We start from the raw sequence: 16,866 nt of genomic DNA on the forward strand, positions 1-16,866 counted from the left end.
TGTGCCGCGCCGCCGGCCGGCCCACCTGAACCGCCCGCGCTTCTTCCCAGCGGCAGCGCATAAACCCAGCACATACATGATGCATAGATTCCGGGCGCTCCGGAGTCGCCGTGCACACCCGACCACCCCCAGGAGAACACCGCCGTGAGCACACAGAAAACCGCAGCGCCACCGACCGCGGCAGCCGACCGCGAACGCCCTTCCCAGACCGCCAAAGTGCAGGTCTCGAAGCTCACCAAGAGCTTCCGCCGGCGCAAGGAGACGGTCCAGGTCCTCCACGGCATCGACCTGGGAATCGCCGACGGCGAGCTCCTCGTCCTCCTCGGACCGAGTGGCTGCGGCAAGACCACGCTGCTGCGCTGCCTGGTAGGGCTGGAGCGCCCCGACGGCGGGCGCGTGAACCTCGCCGGCAAGACCGTGGTCGACACCGATGCCCGTACGTTCGTGCAACCCAACCGGCGCGACGTCGCCATGGTCTTCCAGAACTATGCGCTCTGGCCGCACATGGACGTCGCCCGCAACGTCGCCTACCCGCTCAAGTCGCGCGGCCTGAAGGACCTGCTGAACGGCGGCCGTGTCGAGGAGGTTCTCAAGCTCGTCCAGTGCGACCACCTCGCCAACCGCTATCCGCCCGAGCTCAGCGGCGGCCAGCAGCAGCGCGTCTCGCTGGCCCGCGCACTGGCCTCCAACCCTGGTCTGCTCCTGCTCGACGAGCCGCTCAGCAACCTCGACGCGCTGCTCCGTATCGAGCTGCGTGCCCAACTCCGCTCCCTTCATCGCAGGCTGGGCTTCACCGGCGTGTACGTCACCCATGACCAGGAGGAGGCCCTGGCTCTGGGCACCCGCGTCGCCGTGATGCGCGAGGGCCGCATCGAGCAGATCGGCGACCCCGAGGAGGTCTATCGGCGCCCCGCCACCGCGTACGTCGCCGACTTCTTGGGTGCACGCAACCGCCTGGAAGCGGAAGTCGACGACCTCGGCAACGCCGAGCTCGCCGGACAGACCCTTCGGGGCTTCTTCCGCCCCGGCATGCCCGGCTCCTACACCCTCCTCTTTCGCGACCAGGACCTCGAACTGCGGGGCGCGGGCAGCGGCGAAGGCGCGGCCGGCCGCACCTGGCTCACCGGGGGCACCGTCCGCGAGGTGCTGCCCGGCGGCAACCACAACGAGCACGTCGTGCGCGTCAACGGCATCCGGTTCTGGGTCGGCATCCCGGCGAGCGCCGAACGGTTCGCGCCCGCGACGGACGTCGAGCTGGGGATCGACCCGCGGCACACGCTCTGCTACGCCGCCGACGGCAACCTTGTGGAGGGCTGGACCCATGGCTCCTGAACTGCAGACCCGTCCGGCATCGGGGGCGGCCGACCACCAGGACCACGGCGCCGCGATGACCCGCGTGGTTCGAGCCGCCCGCCCGCACTGGCCGTGGATCCTGCTGACCGTCGTGATCACCGCCCTGGTCATGGCCCCTCTGATCCCCCTGCAGTGGCAGGCATGGAGCGACGGCGCCGACGGCATGCGCCGCCTCGTCGGCATGTCCGACCTGCAGGACATCGCGGTCGACACGCTGACCCTCGGGCTCGGTGCGCTGGCCATCGGCATGGTGTTCGGAACGGTGCTGGCCCTCGCGTCGTACTCGATGCGGCCGCGGCTGCGGAAGAAGCTCGAGTTCCTGCCCGTGCTGCCGATGGTGGTGCCGGCCGTCGCGCACGTCGTCGGCTTCGTGTTCCTCTTCTCCCCGGAGAACGGCTACGCCAACACGCTGCTGCGCGCCACGCCGTTCTTCGGCGGGAGCTCGGGGCCGATCAACGTCTACACCTTCGAGTGGATCATCGTGTACACGGGCACCCACCTGGCGGCGTTCGTCTACCTGTTCGTCTACACCGGCCTGCGCAACCTCGGCTCCGACTACGCGCTCGCGGCCCGCGTGAACGGAGCAGGCTCGCTCCGCACGCTGTTCACGATCACCCTGCCGCTGCTGCGCCCCACGCTCGTCTACTCCTCCGTGGTGGTCTTCCTCCTGTCGCTGGGCCAGTTCACCGGCCCGCTGCTGCTCGGCCGCCGCGAGGGCCTGGACGTCGTGACGACCAAGATGTACACGCTGAGTGCGGAGTACCCGGTCGACTACCCGCTCGCATCCGCACTCGGCACGCCGCTGCTCCTGCTGGCCGTCCTCCTGGTGATCTTCCAGACTCGTTCGCTGGGAAACCAGAACCGCTTCGTGGGGCAGGGCACCTCCTCCCTCGACAACCGCCAGCTGACCCGCGCGGGCAGCGCGGTGTCAGCCTGCATCGTGCTGGCATACACGACGATCGCCGCGTTCCTGCCGTTGCTGGCGATCGCCTTCGTCGGCCTTTCGCCGTACTGGAGCGGCAAGCTCTCCTTCGGCGACATGACGATCCAGCACTTCTCGACCGTGCTGAACGACCCGCAAATCCTGCAGGCCGTCACCACGACGCTCACCGTGGCCCTGACCGGCGTGGCGATCGTCATCCCGCTCGGCATGCTGATCTCACTGGCCATCTACAACCGGGACCGCATGTGGCGCCCGGTCCCGGCCATCCTCGACCTGATGGCGAACATGCCGCTGACCGTGCCGGCGGCGCTGCTCGGCTTCGGCTTCCTCTTCGCGTTCTCGCAGCCGGGCATCGGCCTCTACGGCAGCCAGACGAGCCTGATCATCGCGTACGTGACGATCATGCTGCCGTACTCTGTCCGCTACCAGCTGGCCACGATCATGTCGCTGGGACGCCCGACGCTCGAGGCATCGCAGGTCAGCGGGGCACACCCGCTCCGCACCTTCTTCCAGGTTCTGCTGCCGCTCGCGCGGGCGGGCATCGCCTCCTCGGCGGCGATCACCTTCGTGCTGCTCACCCACGAGTTCGGCGTCTCGCTGCTGCTGCGCGGGCCGACGACCAAGGTGCTGTCCGTGGTCCTCTTCGACGAGTACAACGGCGGCACCTACTCCCAGGTCGCTGTGATCGCCCTGCTGATGACCGCGGTGACCGGTCTCGGCGTTGTGCTGGCGATGGTGTTCGGCGGCCGCCGGGCGCTCGAGCGGCTCTGACGATGGCAGCCGCACCGCGAACGGCGGCGCTCATCGTCCTACCGGGACTGGCGAGCGCCGTCATCGGCATGGTCGGCCCGCTGCCCGGCGCCCTGGTGTTCGCGATCCGCGAGGACTTCGCCTTCACCGCGAGCGACGTGGGCTTCAGCTTCGCCGGCTTCTACCTCGCCTCGGCACTGGTCGCCCAGCTCGCCGGGCGGCTGATGACCAGGTGGGGCCAGCTCGCGCTGATCCGCCTCGGTCTCGCGCTGTGCGCCGTGGTCGCCGTCACGGTTGCGCTGTGGAGCGGCCGTTGGCAGCTCTTCGCGGCGGCCGGGATATGCGGGGCCGCGAACGGATTCTCCACACCGGCCGTCAACCTCCTCATCGCCCGCGTGGTCCCCTCGCACCGACGTGGCCTCGCCTTCGGGGTGCGGATGTCGGCCGTACCGGGCGGTGCGTCGCTGGCCGCGCTGGCGGCCTACCTCGTGGTCGGCGACGGCCACGACTGGCAGATGGTGTACGCCGGATACTCCGCCCTGTGCCTGGCCACCATTGCTGCCCTGGGCTGGATCGGGCGCAGCGCTCGGTCCGCGCCCGAGACGCCGCAGCCCCCCCGCGTCGGTGACAGTGCGGGGGAGGCCCGGGGCTTGCGACTGCTGGCGACCGCGGGTCTCCTGGCAGCCTCGGGCGGGGCTGTTCTCCCGCCGTTTCTCGTCGAGGGCATGGTCCACGGTGGTGCGACGGCCGGTGCCGCGGCCGTCTTCCTGGCGGTGGGGTCCTGGCTGGGAATGGGAACGCGCATCGTCGTCGGTATGGTGTCCGACCGCCTGCCACGTCCGAAGCTCCATCTCGCCGGGGTCGTCATCAGCCTGGTGACCGGCAGCCTCGGCATGGTCGGTCTGGCGCTGGGCCAGGGCCCGCTCATGGTCGGCGCGGCTGCGGTGGTGACGTTCGGCCTGGGCTGGGCGTGGCCAGGACTGCTGCACTACGCGGCGATCCAGATGTATCCGAGGCACCTCCTGCGAGCTACGACCCGTCTGCAGAGCGGCACCTTCCTGGGGGGCTTGCTGGGTCCGGCTGTCTTCGGACTGGCTGTCACGCACCTGTCGTTCACCTGGGCCTGGCTGGGCGCCGCAGTGGTTACGGCGTTCGCGGCCGCAGCGGTGTGCAGCGTCGTACGACGGATCGAGGCCACGTCCGTGCCCGACCTGGGCTCACCGGGGCAGACGTCCGATGCACCCTCTCCCCAAAGTGACCCACGTCACCACTGAAGATGCATGATATTTTGAATAAGGGTCGTGCAGGATATATTATGTATGTTGCGCGGATGACAAGGAGTTCTCGATGAAGCCCATGCGCTCCGTTCTCTTCGTGCCCGGCCACCGTGGCACCTGGGTGGAGAAGGCCCTGGCCGCCGGCGCCGACGGTGTGATCCTCGATCTGGAGGATTCGGTCCCGGCCGACCTGAAGGACGAGGCGAGGGTCGAAGTCGCCCGCTCCGTCGCCCGCCTCCACGAGACCGGTTCCCAGGCCGGTGTGTACGTACGGGTCAACGCGCTGGACACCGGCATCGCCGGCGACGACATCGCCGCGGTGGTCGTGCCGGGCTTGGACGGGCTGAGCCTGCCGAAGACCTTCGGACCGGAGGACATCATCAGGTTCGACGCCCTGGTGACCCACTTCGAGCGGAAGAACGGCGTCGAACCCGGATCGGTGGAGTTCATCTGCAACCTCGAGACAGCGGAGGCGTACGCGAGCTGCGAGCAGATGGCCAAGGCCTCCCCGCGGGTGGCGACGCTCTTCGCCGGCACCGCCAGGGATGCCGACGTGTCCCGCTCCATCGGTTTCCAGTTCACCCCCGAGGGCCTGGAGACCCTCTACCTGCGCAGCCGCGCCGTCCTGGCGGCCCGCACCGCCGGCTTGGAGTTCCCGCTGGTCGGCGTGTGGCAGGACCTCGCCGACCCGGACGGCGCACGCCGCTTCTCCGAGCAGAACCGCGAACTCGGCTTCCGCGGCCAGGTCCTCATCCATCCCTCGCACATCGCGGTGGCCAACGAGGTCTTCAGTCCCTCGAAGTCCGAAGTCGAGTTCTACGAAGGCATGATCGCCGCCTTCGAGGAGGCCGAGGCCGCGGGCGCCGCAGCCGTGCTCTACGAGGGCATGCACGTCGACTACGCCCACATCAAGACCGCCCGCGAGGTGCTCGCCTACAGCCGCCTCATCGCCGAGCGCGGCGACGCCGCCGCCAACTGACGCCGTATACCAAGGAAAGAGGAACGAAGATGCCCGGCCTTTACTTCGAAGAGTTCGAACCCGGCATGGTGATCGAGCACCAGACCCGCCGCACCATCTCCGAGAGCGACAACATCACCTTCTGCGCCCTGACACTCAATCTGGCGCCACTCCACCTCGATGCGGAGTACGCCAAGGACAGCATCTACGGCCAGCGGATCGTCAACAGCCTCTACACCCTCGGCCTGGTGACCGGCATCTCCATGCAGGACACCACCCAGGGCACCACCCTCGGCAACCTCGGCTTCAGCGAGATCACCTTCCCCAAGCCACTGTTCCACGGCGACACCGTCCGGGTGCGCACCGAGATCGTGAGCAAGCGGGAGTCCCGCAGCCGCGACGACTCGGGAATCGTCCAGTTCCGGCACTACGGCATCAACCAGCGCGACGAGGTCGTCTGCGATTGCGCGCGCGCCGGCCTGATGCTCAAGCGCGCCGCCGTCGAGACCGCCGCCTGAGCGACCAGTCCACCAGGGGAGAGCTGATGACACAGCCGCGACGGTTCGCCGCGCCGCCGGAGCCCGCCTGGGTTCCCGGCGACGCCGAGCGCGGCCGCAGCCGACTGCTGCGGGCAATGGAGCGGTGGGGCATCTCCGACATCGAGGACCTGCACACCAGATCACTCCGGGACCCGGAGTGGTTCTGGCGGGCCGTGGTCGACGACCTCGACATCACCTTCACCACCCCGTTCGAGGTCGTACGTGACGACTCCGACGGCCACGAGTTCCCGCGCTGGTTCGTCGGAGGCCGGCTGAATGCCGCCGAACTCTGCGCACACCGGCACGCCATGAGCGACCGGGCCACCCGAACCGCCGTCGTCTACGAAGGCGACGGGGGCCAGCGCCGCACACTGACGTACGCCGAACTCGACCGGGAGGTACGCCGGTTCGCGGCCAATCTCGCGGGCCTGGGCGTGCGCAGGGGCGACCGGGTCGTCCTCTTCCTGCCGGTGGTGCCGGAGGCTGTCGTGGCCTTCCTGGCCTGCGCCGCGATCGGCGCGATCTCGGTGCCGGCCTTCACTGGGTACGGGGCCGAGGCGCTGGCCACGCGGCTGCGCGACTCCGAAGCGGTGGTCCTGGTGACCGCCGACGGCACCACCCGCCGCGGCAAGAAGGTCGGACTCAAGGACACCGCCGACGAGGCCCTGCAGGACGCGCCCTGCGTACGCAACGTCGTAGTGGTGCAGCACCTCGCGGACGGCACCGACATGCAGGCCGGCCGCGACATCCACTGGGACGACCTCCCGACGGATCCGGCACCGGTCAAGACCGTCGAAGCCGAAGCCCAGGACCCGCTGACGCTCATCTACACCTCCGGGACAACGGGCGCGCCCAAAGGCATCGTGCACTCGCACGCCGGCTTCGCGGTCAAGGCGGCGGTCGACTTCGCGTACGGCTTCGACATCCACGAGGACGATGTCATCGCCTGGATCGCCGACATGGGCTGGATGCTCGGCCCGCTCCTGATCATGGGCGGGCTGCAGCTGGGCGCCACCGTCGTGTTCACCGAAGGAGTGCCGACCCACCCCGGACCGGACCGGCTCTGGGACATCGCCCGGCGCAACGGCGTCACCTTCCAGGGCATCGCACCGACGGCCGCCCGGGCCGTGAAGAACGCCGACGGCAGGGACTTCGCGGACCTGTCGACCGTGCGGTCCTTCGCCTCCACGGGCGAGGCGTGGGACGAGCCGACCTGGCGGTGGCTGTTCGAGACCGTCGGCGGCGGCTCCCGCCCCATCGTCAACTACAGCGGCGGTACCGAGACCGGCGGCGGCATCCTGGTCACCTACCCGTTCCTGCCCAGCGACGCGGCAGGCTTCAACGGCCCCCTGCCCGGCATGGATGTCGTCGTTCTTGACGATTCCGGCCAGCGAATATCCGACTCCGTGGGCGAATTGGCCGTACGTAACACCTGGCCCGGCATGACCCATGCCTTCTGGCAGGACCGCAGCCGCTACCTGGAGACGTACTGGCAGCGGTGGCCGAAGGTGTGGCTGCACGGTGACCTGGCCAGCGTGGACGCCGACGGGACGTGGCGGATCCACGGACGCTCCGACGACACCATCAAGGTGTCGGGGCGCCGGGTCGGGCCCGCCGAGTTGGAGGCGGCGCTGCTCAAGGACGCCCGGATCGCGGAGGCAGCCGTGGTCGGCGTGCCCGACCCCGACCGGGGCCAGCGGGTCGTCGCCTTCGTCGTCGTCCACGGCGACGTCGATCACGACGACCTCGTCGCCACCGCCGTCCGCCACGTCGGCAGGTCGTTCGCACCCGCCGTCGTCGTCGTACCGACCCTTCCCAAGACCAAGAACGGCAAGATCATGCGCCGCGCGATCCGTGCCCGCCACCTCGGCCTGCCGCCCGGAGACCTGTCGTCGCTCGATCCCGCCACCCCGCTCGAAGACATACCCCACCACCACGAAGCAGGAGAGAAGCGATGACCGAGAAGGATCCCGCGGACCTCGAACTCATCCGCAAGACGACGCGCGAACTTGCCCGCAAGTTCGACCTGGAGTACTGGAGGGAGAAGGACGCCAAACACGAGTACCCCTGGGAGTTCGTCAAGGCGTTCGCCGACGGCGGCTGGCTCGGCGCGATGATCCCCGAGGAGTACGGCGGTCTCGGTCTCGGCCTCGTCGAGTCCGCGGTCATGCTGCACGAGATCGGCTACTCCGGAGCCGGCGCCTCCGGCGCCTCGGCGGTCCACTTCTACATCTTCCCGCCCGGGCCCATCATCCGGCACGGCTCCGAGGCGATGAAGCGGGAGTTCCTGCCGCAGATAGCCAAGGGCGAGTTGCTGATGTGCTTCGGCGTGACCGAGCCGACCGCCGGCGTCGACACCTCGCGCATCAGCACCCGCGCCACCAAGACGGACGGCGGCTGGGTCATCAACGGCCAGAAGGTGTGGATCACCAACGCCCAGAACGCCAAGAAGATCCTCCTACTGGCCCGGACCTCCCCCCGGTCGGACGAGAAGCCGATGGACGGCATGACGCTGTTCTTCACCGACCTGAACCGGGAGCGCATCACCGTCCGCGAGATCGACAAGCTGGGCCGCTCGGCCATCGACTCCAACGAGTTGTTCATCGACAACCTCGAGGTCCGCGACGACGAGGTGGTCGGCGAGGTCGGCAAGGGCTTCTCCTACCTGCTCGATGGCCTGAACCCCGAACGCATCGTGGTCGCCATGGAACAGATCGGCCTGGGCCGCGCCGCCCTGGACGAGGCCGTGAAGTACGCGAACTCCCGGGTCGTCTTCGACCGCCCCATCGGCAAGAACCAGGCCGTCGCCCACCCACTCGCCGACTCCTGGATCCGTCTGCAAGCCGCCGAGCAGATCGCCATGAAGGCCGCCGAGCTGTACGACGCGAAGCAGCCGTGCGGCCCCGAGGCCAACGCAGCCAAGTTCCTCGGCAGCGAGGCCGGCTTCCAGGCGTGCGACCGCGCGATGCAGACCCTCGGCGGCTACTCATACGCCAAGGAGTACTACGTCGAGCGGTTCTGGCGGGAGTCGCGGCTGCTCAAGGTCGCGCCGGTCTCGCAGGAGATGGTGCTCAACTACATCTCCACCAAAATCCTCGGCCTCCCGAAGTCGTACTGATGGAGGGACGGATGAGTAAGGAAGGCCGCATGCTCGACGGCAAGGTCGCCATCGTCACCGGCGGCGGACAGGGCATCGGGCTGGCCATCGCCGAGGCCCTGCTGGACCACGGCGCCAAGGTCGTGGTCGCCGACATCGACGGTGACAAGGCCGCCGCAGCCGTGGAGCCGCGGCGGGCGGACGGGGCCCCGGTGCTGGCGGTCGCGACCGACGTCACCAGCGAGACCGACCAGGAGCAGCTGGTGGAGCGCTGCCTGGCCGAGTTCGGCGGCGTGGACATCCTCGTCAACAACGCCGGCGTCACCCGCGACCGGTACATGACGAAGATGACGCCCGAGGACTTCGACCTGGTCCTCAACGTCAGCCTCCGGGGCGCCTGGCTCGGCACGCGCGCCGTGGCGGGGCTGTTCCGCAAGCAGGGCAGCGGCGCCGTCGTCAACGTGTCCTCGCTGTCCGGCAAGATCGGCAATCCTGGCCAGACCAACTACAGCGCCGCCAAGGCCGGGCTGATCGGGCTGACCAAGGCGGCAGCGAAGGAGCTCGGCCCCTCCGGCGCCCGCGTCAACGCGGTCCAGCCCGGCCTGATCCGGACCGACATGACGCTCGCCATGAAGCAGGAGATCTTCGCCGCCAAGGAGGCCGAGGTGCCCATGGGGCGCGCGGGCACGCCGGACGAGGTGGCGAACGCGGTCGTGTTCCTGGCCAGCCCGATGGCGTCGTACATCAACGGCGCCGTCCTCGAAGTCACCGGCGGGCGCGGGATCTGAGGACCGACCCCACCCGCACCACGGAACCGAACGAAGAGAGGACGACATGCGCGAAGCAGTCATCTGCGAGCCGCTGCGCACGCCGGTGGGCCGCTACGGCGGAGTCTTCAAGAGCCTGCCCGCGGCGGAGCTGGCCGCCACGGTCCTGACGGAGCTGGTCAGCCGCACCCGCATCGACCCGGCCCAAGTCGACGACGTGCTGTTCGGGCAGTGTTACCCAAACGGCGAGGCACCCGCCATCGGCCGCATCGCGGCGCTGGACGCCCGCTTCCCGATCACCGTGCCGGGCACCCAACTCGACCGGCGCTGCGGCTCGGCCCTGCAAGCAGTGCTGGACGCAGCCATGCGTGTGCAGACCGGGGCCTGCGACGTGGTCATCGCCGGCGGCGCCGAGAGCATGAGCCAGGCCGAGCACTACGTGGTCGGCGGGCGCTTCGGCTTCCGCGGCGACTCCAGCCCGCTGTGGGACCGGATCGCCCGGGGCCGCATCACCTCCGGAGGCAAGTTCTACCCGGTCGAGGGCGGCATGCTCGAGACCGCGGAGAACCTGCGCCGCGAGTACGGCATCACCCGCGAGGAGCAGGACCGACTCGCGCTGGCCTCGCACCAGCGGGCAGTCGCGGCGCAGCAGGACGGCCGGTTCAAGGAGGAGATAGTCCCCGTGACGGTCAAGTCCCGGAAGGGCGAGGTCGTCATCGACACTGACGAACACCCGCGTCCGGACGTCTCGCTGGAGAGCCTGTCCGCCCTGCGCCCCGTACGGAGCAAGCTAGACGAGGAGGCCACCGTCACCGCCGGCAACGCCAGCGGTCAAAACGACGGCGCCGCAGCCTGCCTCGTCACGACGAGGGAGCAGGCCGAGGAGCTCGGCCTGCGGCCTCTGGGACGAGTGGTCAGCTGGGCGGCGGCCGGCGTCGAGCCGCACCGCATGGGCATCGGCCCCGTGCCCTCCACCGAGCGGGCTCTCGCCCGGGCCGGCCTGTCCCTGGACGACATGGACCTCATCGAGCTCAACGAGGCGTTCGCCGCCCAAGCCCTCGCGGTCACCAAGGAATGGGGGCTTGCCGAGGCGGACTTCGACCGCCTCAACGTCAATGGCTCGGGTATTTCGCTCGGCCATCCCGTTGGAGCCACGGGGGCGCGGATCCTCACCACCATGCTGCGCGAACTCGACCGAAGGCAGGGCCGCTACGCCCTGGAAACCATGTGCATCGGTGGCGGCCAGGGCCTGACGGCCGTCTTCGAGCGGATCGCCTGAGGCGGGGGAGGAGACAGACATGGGCAGGGGAACCGGGCCGCTGGCGCGAGTCAGGGTGGTCGTACTGGCCGGCATGGGGCCTACGCCCTACGCCTCCATGCTGCTGGCGGACATGGGCGCCCACGTCGTACGGGTCGCCCGCCCGGCCACCCGGCCCGCGCGCGCCCTGGCGCAGACGCAGGACATGGACCCCGCACACGACATCGCCAACCGCGGTGTCGACACGGTCGAGCTGGACCTGAAGAGCAGCGAGGGCCGCGCGGCGGTGCTCGACCTCGTCGAGCAGGCAGACGTCTTCGTCGAGGGTTTCCGCCCCGGCGTCACCGAGCGCCTGGGCCTCGGCCCCGGCCAGTTGCTCCGGCGCCAACCCGGGCTGGTGTACGCGCGGCTGACGGGATACGGCCAGTCCGGGCCGCTCTCCCACACGGCCGGACACGACATCAACTACGTGGCGCAGTCAGGCGTCCTGCAGGCGCTCGGCCGCGAGGGCGCCTCGCCGATGCCGCCGATCAACCTGCTGGGGGACTACGCGGGCGGCGGCACCTTCGCCGCATTCGGCATCGTCTGCGCCGTGCTCGAGGCCAAGGCGTCCGGGCGCGGCCAGGTCGTCGACGCCGCGATGATCGACGGGGTGGCCGCCCTGACAGCCCGCATCCAGGGACTGCGCGCGGCCGGCACCTACTCCGACGAGGCAGGCACCAACTACCTCGACGGCGGCGCCCCGTTCTACAACACCTATGAGTGCGCGGATGGCAAGTACCTCGCTGTCGGGGCGCTCGAGGACGACTTCTACGCCGAGTTCATCAAGTACCTCGGCGTCAACACCGCTGACTGGCCCGCCCAGCAGGACCGCAGCCAGTGGCCGCGGCTGCGCCGGCTGATCGCCGAGGCCCTTTGCATCCGCAGCCGCGACGAGTGGGCGGAGATCTACCGCGGCACCGACGCCTGCGTCACGCCCGTCCTCGACTTCGCCGAAGCCGCGGTGCACCCGCACAACACCTACCGGGGGCTGTACCGGGAAGTCGGAGACGTGCTCCACCCCGCCCCCGCTCCGCGGTTCAGCCACACGCCCGCCAGGGAGCCGGCCGCCCCCACGGCTGCACGGTCCCACGTGGCGGAGCTCATCCAGGCATGGCGCGACGGCGCGCCGGCCGCCGACCGAAAGGACATCCCGTGACCGACCCCTACAGCCAGTTCAAGCGGCTCCGGTTCGAGCGGAACCAGCCGGGCGTGCTCGAGGTCATCTTCGACGGCCCGAACCTGAACGCGGTCGACGAGGAGACCCACAGTGAGATCCCCGCGATCTGGCCGGTCATCGACCGCGATCCCGAGGTGCGGGCCGTGCTCGTCCGCGGTGAGGGCAAGGCATTCTCCGCCGGCGGGGACTTCGCCCTGATCGACGCACAGATCGAGGACTACGACGTGCGCATGCGCGTCATGCGGGAGTCCCGCGACCTCTTCTACAACATCATCAACTGCTCCAAGCCGATCATCTCCGCGATCCACGGCCCGGCGGTCGGCGCGGGCCTCGTGGTCGCGCTGATGGCCGACATCTCCGTGGCGGCCACGAACGCGCGCATCATCGACGGCCACACCCGGCTGGGCGTCACCGCGGGCGACCACGCCGCCATGGTGTGGCCGCTGCTGTGCGGCATGGCGAAGGCCAAGTACCTCCTGCTGACCTGCCGGGAGATCTCCGGCGCCGACGCGGAGAGCGCCGGACTCGTGTCGCTGTCCGTGGCGCCGGAGGACCTGTTGGAGAAGGCCCGCGAGATCGCCGGCGAGCTCAGCGGCGGCGCGCAGGAGGCCATCCGCTGGACCAAGTACTCGATGAACCAGTGGTACCGCCAGCAGGGCCCGATCTTCGACGCCTCCCTGGGGCTGGAGTTCCTCGGCTTCGGCGGGCCCGACGTCCGCGAAGGCGTTGCCTCTCACCGCGAGCGCCGCAAGCCCGTTTTCCGTCCCGAGGCCTACTCATGACCCGCACCGTCGCCGACCTGTACTTCCGGCCGCGCAGCATCGTGGTGCTGGGTGCCTCCACCGACCCGGACAAGCTCTCCGGCCGCCCGCTCGCCTACCTGAAGAAGTTCGGCTACGAGGGTGACCTGTACGCGGTGAACCCGCGGCGCAGCGAGGTCCAGGGCGTGAAGACGTTCGCCTCGGTGGCGGACGTTCCCGGTCCGGTGGACCTGGCGATCGTCGTAGTTCCGGCGCCCGCGGTCGTGGACGCGGTGCGTGCCTGTGCGGAGGCCGGGGTCGGCGCCGTCACCGTCTTCGCCTCCGGCTTCGCCGAGATCGGCGAGAAGGGCATGCCCGAGCAGCAGGAGATGACGGACATCGCGGCGCGCGCCGGGATGCGGGTCGTCGGCCCCAACTGCCTGGGCACCTTCGCGCTGGCGGACCGAGCCTTCGCCACCTTCTCCACGGCCTTCGACGACGAAAGCGAGCGACCGGTCTCCCCGATCGCCCTGGTCACGCAGAGCGGTGCGGTCGGCACCTTCACCTACAGCACGATGAACAGCCTCGGCCTGGGCGTCACCTACTTCGGCAACACCGGCAACGAGGCCGACGTCACGGTCCCAGAGGTCCTGTCGGCGCTGGTCGACGCGGACGACGTGCAGGTGCTGCTCGGACACATCGAGGGGGTCAAGGACATGGCGGCCCTGCGGCGCCTCGCCAGGTCCGCGAAGGCGAAGGACAAGCCCCTTGTGCTCCTGAAGTCGGGACGCAGCGAGACCGGGGCCCGGGCGGTCGCCGCTCACACCGGCAGCGTCGCCGGGGATGACGCGGAGTTCGAGGCCGCCAGCGTGGCCGAGGGCGCGATCCGGGTCCGCAGCATGGAAGAGCTGTCGGACACGGCCCTCGCCTTCGCCGACGGGCGCCGGGCTGCGGGCAGCCGGCTCACCATCGTCACGCTCAGCGGTGGCGCGGGCGCTCTGGCCGCCGACCGGGCGGTCGAGCTGGGCCTGAAGGTGGACACCTGGGCGAGCGACGCGGACCGGGAGACCCTCGCCGGTGAACTCCCGTACTTCGGGGCGGTCAAGAACCCGATCGACATGACCGGGGCGATGATCAACGACCTGTCCCTACTGGAAAGGGCGCTGCGGGTCGTGAACCAGAACGACGACACCGACGCCGTCCTGGTGGTGCTCGGCAATGCCGACAAGGGTTCCGACGAGATCGTCGAGACGCTGACCAAGGCCTACCGCAGCACCGAGAAGCCCTTCCTGGTCGCCTGGACCGGAGGCAGCGGACGCCCGCGGCTTGAACTCCTGAAGGCCGGGGTTCCGACGTACAGCGAGCCGGACCGGGCCGTGCAGTGCATGAGCCATGTGGTGACGCACAGCCGCCGGGGATGACAGCCGCATCGGCGGCCGGTGGGGAGCATACCCGGCGGCCGCCGGGCGGTGTCCTGAAGTTGGCCCTCGACCACAAAGACGTGCCATACAATATATTCAATATCTTTTCTGGGTACGTGAAGGGTGACGCATGCCTAACCCGTATGTGATCAGGGCCGATGCGCGCAGCGCCAGGCAACAGCTCCCCGAGGAGGTTGCCTCGTACGTGCGCGAGCTGATCATCTCCGGCGAGGCACTCCCGGGTGACTTCCTCCGCATGGAGCCGATCGCCGAGGCGGTCGGCGTGAGCAACACCCCGGTGCGGGAAGGGCTCCTGGCGCTGCGCAGTGAGGGGTTCGTCAAGCTCGTCCCCCGCAAGGGCTTCGTCGTCGAGCCGTTCACGCGCCAGGACGTACGGGACCTCTTCTGGGCGCAGGCCACCCTGGGGGGCGAGCTGGCGGCTCGGGCGGCGAAGGCGATCACGCCAGCCGAGATCGCGCAGCTGGAAGCGATCGGTGAGCGGTACAAGGTGGCTGTTGGCAAGGGCGACGACCGTGCACTCGCTGAACTCGGCCACCAGTTCCACCGGACCGTCAACAAGGTGGCCGACTCCCACCGGCTCGCCCTGCTCCTCGGCTCAGTCGTCAAACACCTGTCCAACACCTTCTACACGGCCATTGAAGGCCAGGTCGAGCAAACCAGTGGGGACCACCCGCAGATCGTCGAAGCGCTGCGCAACAGCGACGCCCGACGCGTCCGCAAGCTGATGTTCGACCACATCCTCAGCGGCGGCGACGCCCTGATCGAGACGCTGGCCCAGCGAGGGCTGTAGCGGGAGCAGGAGAGTGCTGCCTGGGCCGTCACAACACGATCGACACGCCCGCTCCAGGGTTCTCACCGCAGCTCCGCCGACTATGACAAACCGAGGAATGCCCATGGCGAGCAATCCTGTCATTCCGGTGGGGGTTCGACTCCCCCTTGCCAGTGAAAGACTGCCCCCGGCCGAGCTGCTCGCGACCTGCCACGCCGCACTCGAACTCGGTTACAGCTCGTTCTGGGTGGGCGATCACGTACTGCTGCCCGAGTCCAGCGCCTCGGTGTACCCCCATACAGAGGATGGGCAGCGCCCCTTCCGAGCCGACACCTGGTGGCTCGATCCTCTCCTCCAGCTCACCTGGCTCGCCGGCCAGCTCCCCGAGGCGCGGTTCGGGACCAGCGTCATCATCGCGACACTGCGCAACCCGACCCTGCTCGCCAAGCAGCTCGCCACCATGTCGTGGCTCACCGAACGCCCCCTGTCGCTCGGTGTCGGCACAGGGTGGCTCCGCGACGAGTACGACGCTGTCGGCATGCCCTTCGAGAAGCGAGGCATCCGGGCCAGGGCGGACATCGCCGAGATCAGGGAGCTGCTGACCTGCGGCCGGCGCACCTACGTGGTGCGCGGTGGCGACGACCAACCCGCGGAGAAACCATTCGTCATGTTGCCCACGGCTCCGGCACCGGTCGAGTTCCTGTGGGGAGGCTTCAGTCCGATGGCCATGCGTCTCGTCGCGTCGACGTGCGACGGTTGGCTCCCCGCGAAACAGAGCCTCGAGGCGCTGGAGGACCACATCGCCCGGCTCAAGGCTGCGTGCGACGACGTCCACCGCGACTTCAACGAGCTGAAACTCGTCGTGAAGCCCGGTTCCGGGCCCGATCCGAAGTCCGGCGCGATCACCAAGGACAACCTGGCGGGCTACGCGGAGCTGGGCTTCCACGAGGCGATCCTCGAGATGCCGTACGAGCTCGAGGGTGCGGCCGACGTGATCGACACGTTGGACCGTGTGGCGGCCCGCAGCTGGCTGTGGTCCTGGACGAACGCTCAAGAAGGGCCGGCGAGAAGCCGAGCTCGACAAGCCTGGCTCCTGGCGTGCGGCGCTACCAGTCCCCTCGGGTCTGTCGTCCGAAGAGGATGCCGTCCGGTTCGGGTGGCGGGGGAGTGCCCGGTTTGAGGGGCCAGGCGAGCAGCATGCCCACGACGAAGCCGACCATGTGGGCCGCGTACGCCACCGTCCCGGCGCCGGTGACGCCCGCGCCGGAGGAGTAGACCGCCTGCAGCGCGAACCACAGGCCCAGGACGATCCAGGCCGGCAGGCGCAGCGGCAGGAAGAGCAGGAAGGGGACGAGGACCCAGACCCGGGCCTTCGGGTAGAGGACCAGGTAGGCGCCGAGGACGCCGGCGATGGCGCCCGAGGCGCCGATCAAGGGGGTGGTGGCGTTGGGGTTCGTGAGAGCAAATCCATATGCGGCCGCATAGCCGCAGGCCACGTAGAACAGCAGGAAGCGCACATGGCCCATGCGATTCTCGATTGTGTTGCCGAAGATCTTAAGGGTGGGCATCAGTGCAGGTCACAGGCGTGATTTCTGAGCCCCAGGTCAGCAAGTAGCCAGCAAGCGGCGAGCGGGAGGTACGGGGGTTCCCCCCGAGAAGTGGACACCAGTTCGTGTTGTTATACGGCGAGTGTCATGTTAGCTGACTGCTTCTCGTAGGCGACGGGGCTGAGCTGTCCGTTCCTGGAGTGCCTG

General features: G+C 69.3%; 14 protein-coding genes and 1 pseudogene. 14 read left to right on the plus strand and 1 reads right to left on the minus strand.

All coding sequences use genetic code 11. The features are described from left to right. Positions 1 to 144 precede the first annotated feature (144 nt). The 14 genes from ACFP2V_RS23865 (at position 145) to ACFP2V_RS23930 (ending at position 16,292) form a co-directional block, all read left to right on the plus strand. Positions 145 to 1,332, plus strand: coding sequence for an ABC transporter ATP-binding protein (locus ACFP2V_RS23865; RefSeq protein WP_381216118.1), 1,188 nt, complete (start codon positions 145 to 147; stop codon positions 1,330 to 1,332). Then, positions 1,322 to 3,067, plus strand: coding sequence for an ABC transporter permease (locus ACFP2V_RS23870; protein WP_381216121.1), 1,746 nt, complete (start codon positions 1,322 to 1,324; stop codon positions 3,065 to 3,067). Before ACFP2V_RS23865 ends, ACFP2V_RS23870 begins: the two co-directional genes overlap by 11 nt. A 2-nt stretch (positions 3,068 to 3,069) precedes the next feature. Next, positions 3,070 to 4,320 (plus strand): MFS transporter, encoded by a 1,251-nt coding sequence (locus tag ACFP2V_RS23875; RefSeq protein ID WP_381216124.1) that lies wholly within the window; start codon positions 3,070 to 3,072, stop codon positions 4,318 to 4,320. A gap of 73 nt (positions 4,321 to 4,393) precedes the next feature. Next, entirely contained in the window at positions 4,394 to 5,302 is a 909-nt protein-coding gene (locus ACFP2V_RS23880; protein WP_381216128.1) for an HpcH/HpaI aldolase/citrate lyase family protein, read from the plus strand. Positions 5,303 to 5,331: 29 nt separating this feature from the next. Continuing rightward, positions 5,332 to 5,799, plus strand: a complete 468-nt coding sequence (locus tag ACFP2V_RS23885) for a MaoC family dehydratase (RefSeq protein ID WP_381216131.1) — start codon at positions 5,332 to 5,334, stop codon at positions 5,797 to 5,799. Positions 5,800 to 5,825: 26 nt separating this feature from the next. Beyond that, positions 5,826 to 7,778 (plus strand): AMP-binding protein, encoded by a 1,953-nt coding sequence (locus ACFP2V_RS23890; RefSeq protein ID WP_381216134.1) that lies wholly within the window; start codon positions 5,826 to 5,828, stop codon positions 7,776 to 7,778. Beyond that, positions 7,775 to 8,938 (plus strand): acyl-CoA dehydrogenase family protein, encoded by a 1,164-nt coding sequence (locus ACFP2V_RS23895; RefSeq protein ID WP_381216137.1) that lies wholly within the window; start codon positions 7,775 to 7,777, stop codon positions 8,936 to 8,938. Before ACFP2V_RS23890 ends, ACFP2V_RS23895 begins: the two co-directional genes overlap by 4 nt. 11 nt (positions 8,939 to 8,949) lie before the next feature. After that, complete coding sequence (fabG, locus tag ACFP2V_RS23900; RefSeq protein ID WP_381216140.1) at positions 8,950 to 9,705, plus strand: 3-oxoacyl-ACP reductase FabG; 756 nt, start codon at positions 8,950 to 8,952, stop codon at positions 9,703 to 9,705. Positions 9,706 to 9,751: 46 nt separating this feature from the next. Beyond that, positions 9,752 to 10,963, plus strand: coding sequence for an acetyl-CoA C-acetyltransferase (locus ACFP2V_RS23905; RefSeq protein WP_381216143.1), 1,212 nt, complete (start codon positions 9,752 to 9,754; stop codon positions 10,961 to 10,963). Between the two features lie 19 nt (positions 10,964 to 10,982). After that, positions 10,983 to 12,140 (plus strand): CaiB/BaiF CoA transferase family protein, encoded by a 1,158-nt coding sequence (locus ACFP2V_RS23910; protein ID WP_381216146.1) that lies wholly within the window; start codon positions 10,983 to 10,985, stop codon positions 12,138 to 12,140. Continuing rightward, positions 12,137 to 12,943: an enoyl-CoA hydratase/isomerase family protein gene (locus ACFP2V_RS23915; RefSeq protein WP_381216149.1), complete on the plus strand. Its 807-nt coding sequence runs from the start codon at positions 12,137 to 12,139 to the stop codon at positions 12,941 to 12,943. The genes ACFP2V_RS23910 and ACFP2V_RS23915 overlap by 4 nt, the downstream gene beginning before the upstream one ends. Next, positions 12,940 to 14,322, plus strand: coding sequence for an acetate--CoA ligase family protein (locus ACFP2V_RS23920; protein WP_381216152.1), 1,383 nt, complete (start codon positions 12,940 to 12,942; stop codon positions 14,320 to 14,322). Before ACFP2V_RS23915 ends, ACFP2V_RS23920 begins: the two co-directional genes overlap by 4 nt. Before the next feature lie 130 nt (positions 14,323 to 14,452). After that, complete coding sequence (locus ACFP2V_RS23925) at positions 14,453 to 15,133, plus strand: GntR family transcriptional regulator (protein WP_381216155.1); 681 nt, start codon at positions 14,453 to 14,455, stop codon at positions 15,131 to 15,133. Between the two features lie 103 nt (positions 15,134 to 15,236). Next, positions 15,237 to 16,292 (plus strand): LLM class flavin-dependent oxidoreductase, encoded by a 1,056-nt coding sequence (locus tag ACFP2V_RS23930; protein ID WP_381216158.1) that lies wholly within the window; start codon positions 15,237 to 15,239, stop codon positions 16,290 to 16,292. Here the strand turns inward: ACFP2V_RS23930 and ACFP2V_RS23935 are convergent. Beyond that, positions 16,219 to 16,671 (minus strand): annotated as a pseudogene (locus ACFP2V_RS23935) (rhomboid family intramembrane serine protease); the annotation flags it as partial. The gene ACFP2V_RS23930 and the pseudogene ACFP2V_RS23935 sit on opposite strands and share 74 nt — an antisense overlap. Positions 16,672 to 16,866 lie beyond the last annotated feature (195 nt).

Source organism: Streptomyces incanus, assembly GCF_042656345.1.
GTDB lineage: Bacteria > Actinomycetota > Actinomycetes > Streptomycetales > Streptomycetaceae > Streptomyces > Streptomyces incanus.